Source organism: Paraburkholderia lebeckiae (assembly GCF_014201005.1).
In the GTDB taxonomy this organism is placed as follows: Bacteria; Pseudomonadota; Gammaproteobacteria; order Burkholderiales; family Burkholderiaceae; genus Paraburkholderia; species Paraburkholderia tuberum.
The window spans coordinates 441881-458510 of the sequence record NZ_JACHDK010000003.1; the positions used below are offsets into that span (position 1 = coordinate 441881).

The window sequence follows — 16630 nt, forward strand, 5'->3', positions numbered from 1 at the left end:
TGCCTTTCAGGCCTGACTTCTCAAGCCTGATCGCGCGGCACAAACCTCCGCGTCCGAATCCACTTGGTAGCCACCCACTTGTCTCCCGAACGTAGCGGCGTGCTCGCATGCAACGAACTCGGATCGCACAGCCCAAAGCGGTTCCCATATTCGAAATAGAGCGCATGCCCGCGCTGCGGCGCGACCGACCAGCCAATCTGCGGAAACACCGTCTCACCGCCGCCTTCCGCATCTTTCAGATACATCAGCAGCGTGCCCATGCGCTGGCCGCTGCGCGCGATCGACTCGCGATTCGCTTCGTTGTTCGTCATCAGATAGTCGACGTGCGGCGTCGACTCCGCGCCTTCCTCATAGTGCAGCATTTGCAGGCCTTCGCCGTTCTCGACCGGGGTTGCCGTGAGTTCCGCGATGCGCGCCTCGATGCGCGCGATCAACGGCGTCTCGCCCAAACGGAAAAACATCCCGTGACTGCTGCGATGACCGGCGATCACATCGCGGCCGGTCACTGGATCGACGACGGCCGACCGGTCGAGCCGCGGCTGTGCGAGCGCGATCAGCTGCTCGCATTCATCGGCACTCAGGAAATTGGCGATGTGCACGGCGGCCGGTCGTTGCAGCCGCGACAGCACGCGCACCTTGCGCTCGCCGAGTTGGATCAGCGGACCGTCGGGCACGCGCAGCGGCTCGGGCTGGTAGCTGAGCGGTGCGCTGCCGACTTCGAGCTTGTCGCCGGGCAGCGCCATACCGTACAGGAACGCCGATGCGACCGCATCGACCATTGCCGACGCGAGCTCGGCCGCGTTGTCGCGGCTCACCAGTTCGTTGACGATCGCTTGGGGCGCGACGCCGCGCGAAAGGTTGGCGGCGATCCAGTCGCGGACTTCGGCTGGGAAATTGACGGTGATGGACATCGGGGTGAGGTTGTGGGGTCGTGACAGTCGCGGCGCGCGCGACGCTGGCTCGCGATGATAGCGGACGATTGTGACGACTCTGGACGCACGGCCCGGTTGTCAGTTGGCTGTCGTCTGTTACCGCATATTGCGATGTCCCACCGCGCCCATAACTCGGCCCATGCGGGTGTCCGCCCCCACGTGCCGCCCGATCGATGCCCCTGACTCTTTCACCGGCCAACATGTTGCACCCCTGTAACTCAAGGCCGGCGCAAGCCGGTTACATTCACGCATGCCCGTATTCAAGCCCTTGCCCACTTCCTTACATCTTCATAACAAAACGTCCGGAGGCCTTCGACTGATGACAACGCGCGGGAACCATGGCAATTTTGCGCAGTCCCGTCGGCGGACGAGCTTCCAACCGAGTATCAGCACCAAAATCCGTTCCCGGAGATCAACATGAGCGAAACCGTGTCCCCGCCGCCAAAGCGCTCCCGACGCGGGCTCATCATCTTCGCGGTTGTCGTGCTCGTGCTGGTCGGGCTCGTCGCGGTTCATCTGCTGACGCGCAAGAAGCCGGTGCGCGAGAACGCGGCGATCGTCGTCACCGTCGCGCAGGCGACGCTCGGTTCGATGCCGGTCACGCTGAGCGAGCTCGGCACCGTCACGCCGACCGCAACCGTGACCGTGCTGCCGCAGCTGAGCGGCTATCTGACCGAAGTCGGCTATCACGAAGGCCAGGAGGTGCAAAAAGGCCAGTTCCTCGCGCAGATCGATCCGCGCCAGTATCAGATCAGCAAGCAGCAGGCGGAAGCGACGCTCGCGAAAGACCGCGCGTCGCTCGCGCAGGCGCGCGCCGATCTCGAGCGCTATACGCAGTTGAACGAACGCAAGTCGATCGCGCAGCAAACCTTCGCGGATCAGCAATTCCTCGTGCAGCAGGACGAAGCGGCGGTGAAGGTCGACCTCGCCAACATCGCCCAATTCGATCTCGACCTCGCCTATTGCCGCATCACCGCGCCGATCGCGGGCAAGGTCGGCTTGCGGCTCGTCGATCCGGGCAACTACGTGACCGCGTCGTCGTCGACGGGCATCGTCGTCATCACGACCGTGAAGCCGACCACGGTGCAGTTCACGGTGCCGCAGGATTCGCTCGCGTCGATCGTGCAGCGTCTCGCCACCGGCGCGAAGCTGCCGGTCACCGCGTATTCGAGCGATAACTCGCGCGAGATCGCGACCGGCACGCTGTACGCGGTCAGCAACCAGATGGCGACCGCGACCGGCACCGTCACCTTGCGCGCGACCTTCGCGAACGACGACGAAACGCTGTTCCCGAACGAGTTCGTCAACGTGAAGCTGCTCGTCGACACGATGCAGAACGCGGTTCTCGTGCCGACCGCCGCGGTACAGTCCGGCGCGCCGGGCGACTTCGTCTATCTGGTCAATCCGGACAGCACGGTGTCCGTGCACAAGGTCAAGCTCGGGCCGAGCGACGGCAAGAATACGGTGATCGTGTCGGGACTCGCGGCCGGCAACCAGGTCGTGACGGACGGCACGGATCGTCTGAACGACGGCGCGAAGATCCAGCCGGCGCATCCGAAGTCCGCCGCCGCGGCGAGCGGCACGTCCGCCACCGGCACGTCCGCCGCCGGCCCGAAGGCGCCCGCTGCCGCGTCCGAAGCCGCGCCGGCGTCGAGCGCGGCGGTATCGCCTGCGCCGGCCGCGTCCGAAGCCGCCTCGTCGTAACGGACCCCCGCGCCGATGAACATTTCCCGCCTGTTCATTCTTCGCCCGGTCGCGACGCTGCTGTTGATGATCGCGCTCGTGCTCGTCGGTCTGATCGCGATGCGCGTGCTGCCGGTGTCGTCGCTGCCGAACGTCGACTATCCGACGATTCAGGTGCAGACCTTTTATCCGGGCGCGAGCCCGACCGTGATGGCGACCACCGTGACCGCGCCGCTCGAGGTGCAGCTCGGCGAGATTCCGGGCCTGCAGCAGATGACCTCGTACAGTTCGGACGGGGCGTCGGTGATCACGCTGCAGTTCGATCTGTCGCTGAACCTCGACATCGCCGAGCAGAACGTGCAGCAGGCGATCAACGCGGCGAACAGCTTTCTGCCGTCGGGCTTGCCGGCACCGCCGACCTACGCAAAGGTCAATCCCGCCGACCAGCCCATTCTGACGCTCGCGGTCACCTCGAAGTCGATGTCGCTGACGCAACTGGAGGACGACGCGAACAACCGCCTCGGCACGAAGATCTCGGAAGTGGCGGGCGTCGGCGTCGTGACGACGAGCGGCGGCAACGTGCCCGCGATCCGGGTCGAAGCCGACCCGCACAAGCTCGCCGCCTACGGTCTGAACATCGACGATCTGCGCACGCTGCTGAGCTATGTGAACGTGAGCCAGCCGAAGGGCAATTTCGACGGCCCCGATCTCGACTACACGATCAACGGCAATGATCAGATCACCGATCCGAAGGACTACCTCGACACCGTAATCGCCTACCAGAACGGCTCGCCCGTATTCATGCGCGACGTCGCGCGCGTGAGCCAGGCCGCCCAGGACGTCGAGCGCGGCGCCTGGTACAACGGCTCGCCCGCAATCGTGCTGAACGTGCAGCGCCAGCCGGGCGCGAACGTGATCCAGACGGTCAACCAGATCATGAAGGAGCTGCCGCAGCTCGAATCGACGCTGCCGGCCGGCATGAAAGTGACCGTGGTGTCGGACAGTACCGGCGTGATCCGCGCGTCGGTCGGGGACGCCGCGTTCGAACTGATTCTCGCGATCGTGCTGGTCGTCGCGGTGATCTTCGTGTTCCTGCGCAACGTGCCCGCCACGCTGATTCCGAGCATCTCGGTGCCGGTCTCGCTGATCGGCACGCTCGCGGTGATGTACCAGCTCAACTACTCGATCGACAACCTGTCGCTGATGGCGTTGATCATCGCGACCGGCTTCGTGGTCGACGACTCGATCGTGATGATCGAGAACATCGTGCGCTATCTGGAAGAGGGCATGTCACCGCTCGAAGCCGCTCTCGAAGGCGCGGGGCAGATCGGCTTCACGATCCTGTCGCTGACTGTTTCGCTGATCGCGGTGCTGATTCCGCTGTTGTTCATGGGCGGCGTGATCGGGCGGCTGTTCAGCGAGTTCGCGGTGACGCTCGCGGTCACGATCGTGATTTCGGCGGTCGTGTCGCTGACGGTGGTGCCGATGCTGTGCGCGCGAATGCTGCGCGCGCAGGCCGAGCGCCATCCGAGCCGCTTCGAGCGCATCAGCGAGGGCCTGTTCGACAAGACGCTCGCCGCCTACGAGCGCGGCCTGCGCTGGGTGCTCGATCATCAGACGCTGACGCTGATGGTCGCGATCGCCACCGTGGTGCTGACCGGCATCCTGTATGTGGTGATTCCGAAGGGACTGTTTCCGGTGCAGGACGTCGGCGTGATCCAGGGCATCAGCGTCGCCGACAACTCGGTGTCGTACGCGGCGATGGTGCAGCGCCAGAGCGCGCTCGCCGATGCGATCCTGAAAGACCCGGACGTGGTCTCGCTGACGTCGTACGTCGGGATCGACGGCACGAATGCGACACTGAACAACGGTCGCTTCCTGATCAATCTGCGCGAGCGCGACCAGCGCTCGGACAATGCCCAGGAAATCGCGCGCCGGCTCGCGCAGGAAGTCGCGCACGTGCCCGGCGTGAAGCTGTTCATGCAGCCCGAGCAGGATCTGACGCTCGACACGACCGTGTCGCCGAACCAGTACAGCTTCGTGCTGCGAGGGCCGAGCCAGCAGGCTTTCCAGAAGTACGTGCCGGAACTCGTCGCGCGCCTGAAGCAGATTCCGTCGCTGTCGGACGTGCAGAGCGATCTCAATAGCGACGGCCTCAGCGTGAACGTCGAAGTGAACCGGCAACTGGCCGCGCGCTTCGGCATCACGCCCGCGACGATCGACAATGCGCTGTACGACGCGCTCGGCCAGCGCATCGTATCGACGATCTTCGAGCAGTCGGCCCAGTACCGCGTAATTCTGGTCGCGAAGCCGGAAACGATGCCGACCGTGCAGTCGATCGGCAATCTGTATCTGCCGAGCCAGACCAGCAGCACCGGTCAGGTGCCGCTTTCCGGCATCGCGAAGATCCAGATCGCGAAGGCGCCGCTCGTGATCAGCCATCTCGCGCAGTTTCCGTCGGTGACGGTGTCGTTCAATCTCGCGAAGGGCGCATCGCTGAGCACCGCGGTCAAGGAGATTCACCAGGCCGAGCAGTCGATCGACCTGCCGCCGTCGATCACGTCGTCGCTGCAAGGCGCGACCGCGGCGTTCGAGGATTCGCTCTCCAGCGAGGTCTATCTGCTGATCGCGGCGCTCGTTGCCGTGTATATCGTGCTCGGCGTGCTGTACGAGAGCTTCATCCATCCGGTCACGATCCTGTCGACGCTGCCGTCGGCCGGTATCGGCGCGCTGCTCTCGCTGATGCTCGCGGGTATGGATCTCGACGTGATCGGCATCATCGGCATCGTGCTCCTGATCGGCATCGTCAAGAAGAACGCGATCATGATGGTCGACTTCGCGCTCGATGCCGAACGCAATCATGGCAAGGCGCCGCGCGATGCGATTTTCGAGGCGTCGCTGCTGCGTTTCCGGCCGATCCTGATGACGACGCTCGCCGCGATGCTCGGCGCACTGCCGATGCTGCTCGGCACCGGCACCGGTTCGGAACTGCGCCGGCCGCTCGGTCTCGCGATCATCGGCGGCCTGACGCTGAGCCAGGTGCTGACGCTGTTCACGACGCCGGTGATCTATCTGTTCTTCGACCGTATGGCCACGCGCGTGAACCGTTGGCGCGCCGAGCGCGCTAAGCGCAACGGCGGCGACGAGCCGGGCGGGCGCCCGCCGGAAGGCGGCGCGGAGGGCTCGCGGTGAACATCCCGGCGATCTTCATCCGACGGCCGGTCGCGACGACGCTGCTCGCAATCGCGATCCTGATCTCCGGCACGCTCGCGTATTTCCGCATGCCGGTCGCGCCGCTGCCGAACATCGCGTTTCCGGTGATCGTCGTGCAGGCCAACATGGCCGGCGCGAGCCCGAACATCATGGCGTCGACGGTGGCCGAGCCGCTCGAGCGGCGGCTCGCGACGATCGCCGACGTCGAGGAGCTGACCTCGATCAGCTACGCGGGCTCGTCGATGATCATCGTCGAGTTCGGCCTGAAGCGCGACATCAATGGCGCCGCGCGCGACGTCGAGGCGGCGATCCAGGCCGCGCGCGCCGATCTGCCCACCACCTTGCGCAGCAATCCGAGCTACCGTCAGTACAACCCGGCCGACGCGCCGATCATGGTGCTGTCGCTGACGTCGGACACGCTGACCAAAGCGCAGCTCTACGACTCCGCCGATTCGGTGATCCAGCAGCAGCTGTCGCAGGTGCAGGGCGTCGGCCAGATCACGCTCGGCGGCGGCGCGTTGCCGAGCGTGCGCGTCGAGTTGCAGCCGGGCAAGCTCAATAGCTATGGGATCGGCATGGAAGACGTGCGCGCGGCGATCAGTGCGGCCAATGCCGACAGCGCGAAGGGGCATATCGACGTCGGCGATCAGCGCTACGTGGTCACGTCGAACGATCAGATTACGCATGCAGCGCCGTATCGCGATCTGGTGGTCGCGTATCGAGACGGCGCGCCGGTGCAGTTGCGCGACGTCGCCCAGGTGCGCGACTCGAACGAAAACATCCGCAACGCGGGGCTCTTCAACGGCAAGTCGGCGATTCTCGTGATCGTCTATCCGATGCCGGGCAGCAACGTGGTCAGCACCGTGCGGCAGATACGCAACGTGCTGCCGGCGATCGAAGCGACGTTGCCGAGCAGCGTGCACGTCGATGTCGCGATCGATCGCTCGCAGTCGGTCACCTCGTCGGTCAGCGATACCGAGCGCACGCTGTTCATCGCGGTGCTGCTGGTGGTCGGGGTCGTATTCATCTTCCTGCAGTCGCCGCGCGCGACGCTGGTGCCGGCGGTCGCGTTGCCGCTGTCGATCGTCGGTACCTTTGGGCCGATGTATCTGCTCGGCTATAGCATCGACAATCTGTCGCTGATGGCGCTGACCATCGGCACCGGCTTCGTCGTCGACGACGCGGTCGTCGTGCTCGAAAACGTCGTGCGGTACATGGAGCAGGGGTTGAGTCCGAAAGAGGCCGCGCTGAAGGGCGCGGGCGAGGTCGGCTTCACGGTGATCTCGATGAGCCTGTCGCTGATAGCGGTGTTTCTGCCGATCATCCTGTTTCCGGGCATCGTCGGACTGATGTTCCATGAGTTCGCGATCACGCTGTCGATCGCGATCCTGATTTCGCTGGTGATCTCGTTGACGGTCACGCCCGCGATGTGCGCGTACGTGCTGAGCCGCGACAACGCAGGTCATTCGAAAGCGCGCTGGGCGCGGTGGATCGAGCGGCAGTTCGATCGCTTCAAGGACGTCTACGCACGCTCGTTGACGGCCGTGCTCGATCATTCGCTGCTGGTGATCCTGCTGCTGTTCGCGCTGCTGGTCGGCAACGTGTTCATGCTCAAACTCGTGCCTGCCACCTTCTTCCCCGAGCAGGACACCGGCATCGTGATCGGGCAGATCATCGCCGACCAGAGCATTTCGTTCACGGCGATGCAGAAGAAGCTCGCGCAGTTGCAGTCGATCGTGCAAAGGGATCCGGCGGTGCAGTCCGTCGCGGGCTTTACCGGCGGGCGCGCGCTCAATACCGCCAACGTGTTCATCGAGCTGAAGCCGCTGTCGCAGCGGCACGCAACGGCCACCCAGGTCGTCAACCGGCTGCGGCCGAAGCTCGACGAAGTGTCGGGCGCGCGGCTCTTTCTGCAGGCGCAGCAGGATTTGCGCATCGGCGGGCGGCAATCGGCGGCCGAGTACCAGTACACGCTGACGAGCGACGATTCCGCCGCGCTGTTTGCGTGGACGCCGAAGCTCGTCTCCGCGTTGTCGAAAGAGCGCGGGCGGCTGCTCGACGTGAACTCCGACTTGCAGCAGAACGGCCTGCAGACCTACCTGACGATCAATCGCGCGACCGCCGCGCGCTACGGTTTTGCGCCGAATCAGATCGACAACGTGCTGTACGACGCGTTCGGCCAGCGCACCGTGTCGACGATCTACAACCCGCTGAACCAGTACTTCGTCGTGATGGAGGTCGCGCCAGAGTACTGGCAGTATCCAGAGACGCTGAACCGGATCTATCTGAGCACGTCCGCCGGCAATCCGACCGGCACGGCCGCGACACAGATGCCGCACGGCACGGTATCGGCGACGACTACCGCGACCACGACCGGCACGTCGTCGAACACGAACTCGCGCAACTCGGACGCGCAGTCGAACGCGACCAACAACAGCATCGCCAACAGCAAGGGCGGCAGTTCGACCGGTAGCGCGGACAGCACGGCTGCCGAAACGATGGTGCCGCTTTCGGTGCTGACGACGTATAGGAACAGCCATACGTCGACGCAGGTGAACCACCAGAGCGGGCTCGTCGCCGCGACGATCTCGTTCAACCTGCCGGCCGGCGGGTCGCTGAGTCAGGCGGGCGCGGCGATCAACGAAGCGATCCGCGAGATTGGCATGCCCGCGAGCATCCACGGCTCGTTCGCAGGCGCGGCGGCGGCCTATTCGCAGTCGATGGGCGTGGTGCCGCTGCTGATTCTCGCGGCGCTCGGCGTCGTCTACATCGTGCTCGGCGTGCTGTACGAGAGCTCGATCCACCCGCTGACGATTCTGTCGACGCTGCCATCCGCGGGCATCGGCGCGACGCTCGCGCTGCTGATCTTCGGCACGCCGTTCTCGGTGATCGCGATGATCGGCATCATCCTGCTGATCGGTATCGTCAAGAAGAACGGCATCATGATGGTCGACGTCGCGATCCAGTTGCAGCGCCAGCAACAGATGCCCGCGCGCGACGCAATCCACGCGGCCGCGCTGATCCGTCTGCGGCCGATCATGATGACGACGTTCGCGGCCGTGCTCGGCGCGGTGCCGCTCGCGATCGGCATCGGCCAGGGCGGCTCGCTGCGCCAGCCGCTCGGTATCACGGTGATGGGCGGGCTGATCCTGAGCCAGATGTTTACGCTCTATACGACGCCGGTGATTTATCTGTATCTCGACCGTCTGCGTGCACGGCTGGTCAGATGGTCCGCGGGGCTGCGCTGGAACCGCGACGCGAAGCCGGGACAAGCGGATACGAAGGCATGACGATGAAGATTGCGACTGAACGAATGAGAGGGTCCCGCGCCGGGCTGCCGAGCATCGCGACGCTCGCCGTCGCGCTGCTGGCGCTCTTCAACGCCGGCTGCATGGTCGGCCCGGATTATCACCGGCCGCAGGTGAGCGTGGCCGCCACTTACTCCGAGTTGCCGGGCTGGACCCAGGCCGAGCCGAACGCGACCGGCCCGAAGGGCACATGGTGGAGCGCGTTCAACGATCCGTTGATCGACGAACTCGAACCGCTCGTCGCGGTGTCGAACCAGACCGTGCGCGTGGACTACGCGAACTACCAGCAAGCGCTCGCCGAAGTGCGCGCCGCGCACGCGGCCCTGTTTCCGACCATCGACGCCACCGGTTCGGCGACGCGCGAACGCGCGAGCGGCGGTTCGGTCAGTGCATCGGGAAGCTTCGTCAATGGTACGGCGGCGCGCATCGTCAATTCGGGTTCGCTGGAAGGCAACGTGAGCTGGGCGCCGGACCTGTGGGGCCAGGTGCGCCGCACCGTCGAGGAAAACGCCGCGAGCGCGCAGTCGAGCGAAGCGACGCTCGCGAATGCGACGCTCTCCGAGCAGGTCGCGCTCGCGACCGCGATCATCGAGCTGCGCACCAGCGACGCGAACATCGACCTGCTGCAGCAAACGGTCGTCGCGTATCAGCACTATCTCGACGTCGTCACCGAGCAGGATCACGCGGGCACGATTCCGCCAAGCGACGTGATCACCGCGCGCAGCCAGTTGAATACCGCGAAGTCCGATCTGATCGCGCTCGGCGTCGCGCGCGCGCAGAACGCGCATGCGATCGCGGTGCTGGTCGGCAAGAACCCGGAGGAACTGTCGATCACGCATAGCACCGCGATGCCGGCGCTGCCCTCGGTGCCGGTCGGCGTGCCGTCGACGCTGCTCGAACGCCGCCCCGACATCGCCGCAGCCGAGCGCAAGATGGCCGCGCAGAATGCGGCGATCGGCGTCGAGGTGGCCGCGTATTACCCGGACATCTCGCTGTCGGGCGCGGCCGGATTCACGCAGTCGCCGCTGTCCGGTCTGCTGAAGGCCGCGAACTACGTGTGGTCGCTCGGCGGCAGCGCGACCGAGACGCTGTTCGACGGCGGCCTGCGCAGCGCGGATGTCGACGCGGCAAAGGCGGCCTACGACGCGGCCGTTGCCAACTATCGCGGCACGGTGCTGGGCGCGTTCCAGAACGTCGAGGACGATCTGTCCGGCCTGCGCATTCTCGCCGAGCAGGCGCTCGTGCTCGAAACGGCGGTGCGCGACGCGGATCGTGGCGCGGAGATCGCGTTCAACGAATACCAGGCGGGCACCGTCGATTACACGACGGTCGCGATTGCGCAAGCGACGCAATTGACGACGCGGCAGACCGCGCTGAACGTGCAGGAATCGCGCTTGCTGCACGCGGCGTCGTTGTTTGGCGATCTGGGCGGCGGGTGGTCGACCGATGAGCTGCATGATCCGCGGCATCCGGCGGCGGCTTCTTCGGCTGCCTCGGCGCCTTCTTCGGCTTCCTCGCCTTCGGCTGCGTCTGCTTCATCGGCTACGTCATCGGCGACGTCTGCGGCTATCATGCCGGGCGCGCGGCAAGCGCAGCACGATCAAAACGACTAAGGACGAGCATTGGCCAAAGGCATCCACGGGCAAGACGTCAGCGACCCGGTATCGAGATCCGAAGACGACGCGCCACACCGCGCACCACCGCCGCGCGAAGTGACCTCGCTCGGCCTCTTTCTGATCTTCGCCCGCATCGGTCTGACGAGTTTCGGCGGCGGACTGAGCGGCTGGTTCATGCGCGAATTCGTGCACGACCGCCACTGGATGAGCGAAGACGAATTTCTCAACGGCCTCGCGTTGTCGCAGGCGCTGCCCGGTGTCAACGTGAAGAATCTGGCGATCTGGATCGGCTACCGGCTGCTCGGCTGGCGCGGCGCTGTAGCGGGATTTTCCGGCATCATTTTTCCGGCGGCCGTCGTGATCATTCTGCTCGGCGCGTTCTTCTCGGCGATCGCATCGTTTCCGCTCACGCATATCGCGCTCGCTGGCGCCGCGGCCGGCGCGATCGGGCTGTCGCTGTCGATGGCGATCACCGCCGCACGCCGGCTGCCGCGTCGCGTGTTTCCGTATCTGGTGCTGCTCGCGACGTTCGCGGCTGCGGCGGTGTTTCGCGTGTCGCTGGTTTGGACCGTGCTGATCGCCGGGGCGTTGAGCGTCGGCTATGAATACGTGCGCGAGGCGCGCCAGCCCTGATCGGCTTTTATCGCCGCTAGTCAAACTCCACAAAAGCTTCTGCCGTGTTCAGAACTCTTATCGCCCTGTTTTCGGTGTTCGCGCCGCTGTCGATCGTCACCGTCGGTGGCGGGCAGGGGATCATCCCCGAAGTGCAGCGGCAGGTCGTCGACGTGCATCACTGGATGACCCATGCGCAATTTCTCAGCGACTTCGCGATCGCGCGGCTCGCGCCCGGTCCTGGCTCGCTGCTCGCGACGCTGATTGGCTATCAGGTCGGCGGACTCGGTGGCGCGCTCGTCGCGACCGTCGCGCTATTCGGGCCGACTGCGTTTCTGATGTATGGCGTCGTGCACGTGTGGAACCGGCACGAAGGCGCGCGCTGGCTGAATGCGTTGCAGGCCGGGTTGCGGCCGGTGGCTGCCGGGTTGATTCTCGCGGCCGTCTATGTGCTGATCAAGGAGCTCGAAGGCGGGTGGATTGCATGGCTCACCGCGGCCATCGCGACCGTGCTCGTGATGACGACGCGTATCAATGCATTGGTGCTGATCGCGGGCGGCGCGGTTGTGTTTGTGCTGGCGCATTTTGCGGGGTTGCTGTAGCGCACGGAGCCATGGCTCTCCGTCGGGACAGCCTTCGCCACACACCTACTTACATCTCGCGAATTCGTCATTGGGGATTATTCGGGGGGCGTCGTCTTTGAAGCGTATATGAAAGAAAGCATCGCTATCGTTTAATGAGCGCGGTGCAAGGGCGCATCGCACTCCTACATGAGCAACCGCAATTCCTGCTCAAGTGCGTGCGTCGGCAATTTGTTCCGTATGAGGTCGCGCATAGGTCAGCTGCAATGCCGGGCTTACCGAAACATCGAAACGATTTACGAAGCTAGTGCAGGGTGCGATACAGCATTTCGAGGGTGCAAGCATGACCGCTTGGACGCGACGGGACATATTGCGCGCAACGGCTTTAGCCGTGACGGCGGCGGTATCGGTGAAAGTGTATGCCCAGCATGCAAACATGGGGCCGGTCAGGCCGCCGGTGCGCCTTACCGATGTTTCGGTACTCGACCAGACTGGCACGACCCGGCGGCTCGGAGAGTTGTTGCGTGACGGCGTCACTGCGGTGCAGACGATTTACACGGGTTGCAGTTCGGTTTGCCCGCTGCAGGGGGTGCTATTCGGCGCCGTTCAGGACCGGATGCTGCAAGCCCATACTCGCTTTCCAATCCGTTTGCTGTCGATTGGAATCGACCCATTCGGCGATGTACCGTCAGCGTTGCGTGAATGGCTCGCGCGTTTCAATGCCGGTCCCGCATGGCACGCGGTCACACTGGCTCCAGGTGACGTCGACCGGATACGAGCGGAACTGGCGGGGCGCGCATCGCTGCCGGGCAACATCGCCGATCATTCCACACAAGTCTATTGCTTCGATCACGACGCGATGTTGCGCTGGCGCAGCGCTGATCTTCCCCGAGTCGAAGAAGTTTGTGATGTTCTTGGCGTATTAGGAGTGTGAATGCGTTCGAATTGATTTGCCTGACCAGGAGCACCATTCAGATCACGTAACCCAAGGAAAGGGGGCGTCCCGATGAAACAAGATCGATTTCCGACAAGCAATTTCAAGTCATCCGAAACGGGCGCAAAAGCCTTGGCCCTGATAGTGCTCGGATCGATGTTAATTGTCACATGCGGGGATGTACCCGCGCAAACCGTGCGGCCGTCGCAGTGGTCTGCACCGATTTCCTTGTCACTGGTGCCGGTAGCGGCGGCTAATCTACCAAATGGAAAGGTGCTGGTCTGGTCGGCTGATAGTCCGCTGGATTTTACTGGCGGCGAAGTGAATTTGAACAGGCATCAGAACAATGGGGGCACCTATACCGCGATCTTTGATCCGGTGGCGGGAACGAGCACGCAGGTGTTCGTCACCAAGATCGGCCATGACATGTTCTGTCCGGGAATCGTAAATCTGCCGGACGGTGAAATTTTGGTGACGGGTGGATCGACCAGCGCAAAGGTTAGTGCTTTTAACCCCAACTCAGGACAGTGGACATCCCAGAAGCAGATGAACATCCCCCGCGCCTATCACGGTAGCGTGACGCTGAGCAACGGTGACGTGTTTGTACTGGGCGGCTCATGGAACGGCGGGCTAGGAGGCAAGAGCGGAGAAACGTGGAGCAATTCGGGCTGGCACGAGAATACTGCGGTAACCGCCAACTGGGGCGACCCTGATGTAACGAACGATGCCGTCGGAATATATCGTGCGGACAACCATATGTGGTTGTTCGCGGATTCCAACGGCCTGGTTTTCCACGCTGGACCGAGTCGCGCCATGCAATGGATTGACACCGCGGGCACCGGCAGCATATCAACGCCGGTAAATCGAGGGGCTGACAACGACGCGATGACCGGCAACGCAGTCATGTACGACGTCCGCAAAATCCTCGCGGTCGGTGGTTCCCCTAACTACGATAATGCCTACGCGACGTCGAACGCGACATTGATAGATATCAGCAGCGGAGCGGCGAACACGCGCACATTAGCTCCAATGAACTATCAGCGCGCGTTTGCCAACAGCGTTGCGTTACCGGACGGTGAAGTCGTCGTGGTTGGCGGTCAAACCTTTGCCGAACCTTTCTCTGACGACAATGCGGTTCTGACGCCAGAGATCTGGAGCCCCGCGACTGAAACGTTTACGCCAATTGCGGCCCAGGCTGTCCCACGCACTTATCACAGTATCGCGCTGCTTTTGCCGGACGGGCGCGTCTTAAGCGGTGGCGGGGGGTTGTGCGGGGGATGCTCGACCAACCACGCTAACGTCGAAATACTGACGCCGCCGTATCTTCTCAATGCGGACGGTTCGCCAGCGGCACGTCCCACGATCGTGTCGGCTCCCACGAATGCGAAACTCGGCTCGTCGATCTCCGTGAGCACCGACAGGGCGGTTAGTGCCTTCGCGCTGATGCGCCTATCGTCGGTAACCCATTCGCTCAACAACGAGCAGCGGCGCGTTCCACTCAACTTTCGCGCGAGCAGCGCTGGCCAGTATGTGTTGAATATTCCGGGTGATTCCGGAGTCGCCGTGCCCGGCTATTACATGCTTTTCGCTCTCGACGCGAACGGAGTACCGAGCGTCTCAAGCATCATTCGAATCCACTAATGACGCGCGCCTCAAACCGGGCCGTCTTCACGATACCCGTGATGACGGCCATATTTTTGGTGGCCGTCAATGCCGCGGCAAACGGCGCGGATTCAGATCAATCCCCAGACCTGGGATATCAGATTTTTAGCGGGCAGCGCGCGCTGGTAGCGCACTTACGCGATGACAGCCGCACGCTGCCGGACATTGCTGTGCGGTGTATCAATTGCCATGGCCATGCGGACAACGCCACGTCTTTTGCTCCTCCGTTGACGAGCCGGTACCTGCTCAGCGATACACGCCGTCGCGGCGGCCCACCGAGTCGTTACGACCTAAGCTCGTTCTGCCGGGTTTTGAATGTCGGCGTCGATCCGACAGGAATCGTTCTGAAAAAAGCCATGCCGCAATACACCTTAAGCGATACGGAATGCGCGGCGCTCTGGAGCTTCGTCACGGCCCAATAGCGCTTCGTCCGCTTGACGTGCTGCGCGGCCGAGGCGCGCGCCGAGTCTAACCTCCCGCATCCCACCCCACATTTTTTCGCCCCAATTGCTCTAGGACAATAATTTTCCGCCCCGTTTTTGCCTCACTATGGGAGATCAAGCAAGACGACACGACTTCAAACGGAGCCGGCGTCACCATAAACGGAGGAGCAGCGGTGATCGAGCAGTGGCGCGAGGCCGTGCGCGCGGTGCACGGCGTGGAATCGAAATACAAAAGGCTGGTCAAGGCGATTGCCGGCGACATCGAGAACACGTCGCTGCCGCCGGGCGCGCGCCTGCCGCCGCAGCGCGACGTCGCCGCCGAACTCGCGATCAGCGTGCAAACCGTGACCAACGCGTACAAGGAACTGGAGCGACAAGGCCTGATCCGCTGCGAGGTCGGGCGCGGCAGCTTCGTCGCGGCGCGCGTCACCGAAACGATGTCGAGCTACATGCTCGATACGGCCGAGCGTTCGGTGGTCGACTTTTCGATCGCGCGCATCATTCACACCTCCGAGCACGATGCGATGTGGCGCAAGGTCTGCGCGACGCTGTCGACGCTCGACGATCAGCCGTGGATTCGCGCGTTCCGGCCGATCGCGGGCTTCGAGCATCATCGCCAGGCGGGTATTGCATGGCTCGCGTCGCTCGGCATGCCGGCTTCGGCCGATACGCTGCTCGTCACGAACGGCGCCGCCCACGGCATTTTTCTCGCGCTCGCTTCGCTGGTGGGGCCGGGCGACACCGTGCTGTGCGAAAGCCTGACGGATCACGGCGTGATAGGTTCGGCCAACGTGCTCGGCTTCACGCTGAAGGGCCTCGAGATCGACGAGTACGGCATTCACCCCGAGCATTTCGAGGAGATGTGCGACAGCGAGCGCATCTCGGCGCTCGTCTGCACACCGACGCTGAACAATCCGACCGTCGCGTTGATGCCCGATTCGCGGCGTCGCGCGATTGCGAAAATCGCCGAACGCTATGGCGTATACGTGATCGAGGACGACGTGTACGGGCCGTTGCCGGCCAAACATTCCACGCCCATTTCGAGCCTGATTCCGGACCTTTCGTTCTACTGCACGAGTTTTACGAAGTCGGTGATGGCCGGCTTGCGCATCGGTTATATGACGACGCCGCGCCGGCTCGCGCTGCGCGCCGAGAGCGTGCTGCGCGTGAGCAGTTGGATGGCGACGCCGCCGATGGCCGAGGTCGCCACGCGCTGGGTTGTCGACGGCACGGCCGCGCGGCTCGTCGAAATTCAGCGCGAGCGGCTCGGGCGGCGTCAGTCGCAATTGCAGCAGACGCTCGGTAAATATGTCCTGGGCGCGCATCCGCAGGCGCTATCGGCGTGGCTGCGGGTGCCCGATCACTGGCGCACCGATCGGCTGGTGCGCGAACTGCGCAACCGCAACATCGCAGTCACGTCGCCCGATCCGTTTCTCGTGCGCGACGCCGACCGGCCCAACGCGGTGCGGGTTTGCGTCGGCGCCGAGGTCAGCGAAGACGCCTATAAAGCCGCGCTCGAAACGATGCGCGACGTGTTCGAGCAGTACCCGCAGGTGCACGATTTCACCTGATCGCGCCGGTGCGCGAATTGCGTAACGCTGACCGAAATGAACTAGGACAATAAAAATCCTTTTTTAGAACACTAG

At 63.8% G+C, this 16630-nt stretch carries 11 protein-coding genes; 10 read left to right on the forward strand and 1 reads right to left on the reverse strand.

Annotated elements, in window-relative coordinates; all coding sequences use genetic code 11:
- Nucleotides 1–20: 20 nt before the first annotated feature.
- A complete protein-coding gene (locus HDG39_RS08595; protein WP_184005021.1) occupies nt 21–911 on the reverse strand; it encodes a 2OG-Fe(II) oxygenase in 891 nt (296 codons plus the stop codon).
- A 438-nt stretch (nt 912–1349) separates the two neighbouring features.
- Between HDG39_RS08595 and HDG39_RS08600 the strand changes: the two genes are divergently transcribed.
- From HDG39_RS08600 to ehuR, 10 genes are all read left to right on the forward strand, one after another.
- Nucleotides 1350–2636 carry an efflux RND transporter periplasmic adaptor subunit gene (locus tag HDG39_RS08600; RefSeq protein WP_184005023.1) on the forward strand — a complete coding sequence of 429 codons (1287 nt, stop codon included), beginning with the start codon at nt 1350–1352 and terminating at the stop codon, nt 2634–2636.
- 15 nt (nt 2637–2651) lie between these two features.
- On the forward strand, nt 2652–5807 hold the full coding sequence (locus HDG39_RS08605) for an efflux RND transporter permease subunit (protein ID WP_184005025.1): 3156 nt from the start codon (nt 2652–2654) through the stop codon (nt 5805–5807).
- The gene (locus HDG39_RS08610) at nt 5804–9118 is read left to right on the forward strand and encodes an efflux RND transporter permease subunit (RefSeq protein WP_184005027.1); all 3315 of its coding nucleotides are present in this window, start codon (nt 5804–5806) and stop codon (nt 9116–9118) included. The genes HDG39_RS08605 and HDG39_RS08610 overlap by 4 nt, the downstream gene beginning before the upstream one ends.
- Complete coding sequence (locus HDG39_RS08615; protein WP_184005029.1) at nt 9115–10749, forward strand: efflux transporter outer membrane subunit; 1635 nt, start codon at nt 9115–9117, stop codon at nt 10747–10749. Before HDG39_RS08610 ends, HDG39_RS08615 begins: the two co-directional genes overlap by 4 nt.
- Before the next feature lie 9 nt (nt 10750–10758).
- Complete coding sequence (locus HDG39_RS08620; protein ID WP_184005031.1) at nt 10759–11385, forward strand: chromate transporter; 627 nt, start codon at nt 10759–10761, stop codon at nt 11383–11385.
- A gap of 44 nt (nt 11386–11429) precedes the next feature.
- A complete protein-coding gene (locus HDG39_RS08625; protein ID WP_184005033.1) occupies nt 11430–11966 on the forward strand; it encodes a chromate transporter in 537 nt (178 codons plus the stop codon).
- 322 nt (nt 11967–12288) lie between these two features.
- Nucleotides 12289–12879: an SCO family protein gene (locus HDG39_RS08630; protein ID WP_184005035.1), complete on the forward strand. Its 591-nt coding sequence runs from the start codon at nt 12289–12291 to the stop codon at nt 12877–12879.
- 72 nt (nt 12880–12951) lie between these two features.
- Nucleotides 12952–14520, forward strand: a complete 1569-nt coding sequence (locus HDG39_RS08635; protein WP_184005037.1) for a galactose oxidase early set domain-containing protein — start codon at nt 12952–12954, stop codon at nt 14518–14520.
- A 41-nt stretch (nt 14521–14561) separates the two neighbouring features.
- Nucleotides 14562–14963 (forward strand): hypothetical protein, encoded by a 402-nt coding sequence (locus HDG39_RS08640; RefSeq protein ID WP_260327605.1) that lies wholly within the window; start codon nt 14562–14564, stop codon nt 14961–14963.
- 194 nt (nt 14964–15157) lie between these two features.
- Nucleotides 15158–16555, forward strand: a complete 1398-nt coding sequence (gene ehuR, locus HDG39_RS08645; RefSeq protein WP_184005038.1) for a MocR-like ectoine utilization transcription factor EhuR — start codon at nt 15158–15160, stop codon at nt 16553–16555.
- Nucleotides 16556–16630: the final 75 nt, after the last annotated feature.

What these genes read in the sequence shown, in the direction of transcription:
- HDG39_RS08595 (WP_184005021.1), bottom strand. Translation starts at nt 911, where the DNA reads ATGTCCATCACCGTCAATTTCCCAGCCGAAGTCCGCGACTGGATCGCC.
- HDG39_RS08600 (WP_184005023.1), top strand. Translation starts at nt 1,350, where the DNA reads ATGAGCGAAACCGTGTCCCCGCCGCCAAAGCGCTCCCGACGCGGGCTC.
- HDG39_RS08605 (WP_184005025.1), top strand. Translation starts at nt 2,652, where the DNA reads ATGAACATTTCCCGCCTGTTCATTCTTCGCCCGGTCGCGACGCTGCTG.
- HDG39_RS08615 (WP_184005029.1), top strand. Translation starts at nt 9,115, where the DNA reads ATGACGATGAAGATTGCGACTGAACGAATGAGAGGGTCCCGCGCCGGG.
- HDG39_RS08630 (WP_184005035.1), top strand. Translation starts at nt 12,289, where the DNA reads ATGACCGCTTGGACGCGACGGGACATATTGCGCGCAACGGCTTTAGCC.
- HDG39_RS08635 (WP_184005037.1), top strand. Translation starts at nt 12,952, where the DNA reads ATGAAACAAGATCGATTTCCGACAAGCAATTTCAAGTCATCCGAAACG.
- HDG39_RS08640 (WP_260327605.1), top strand. Translation starts at nt 14,562, where the DNA reads ATGACGGCCATATTTTTGGTGGCCGTCAATGCCGCGGCAAACGGCGCG.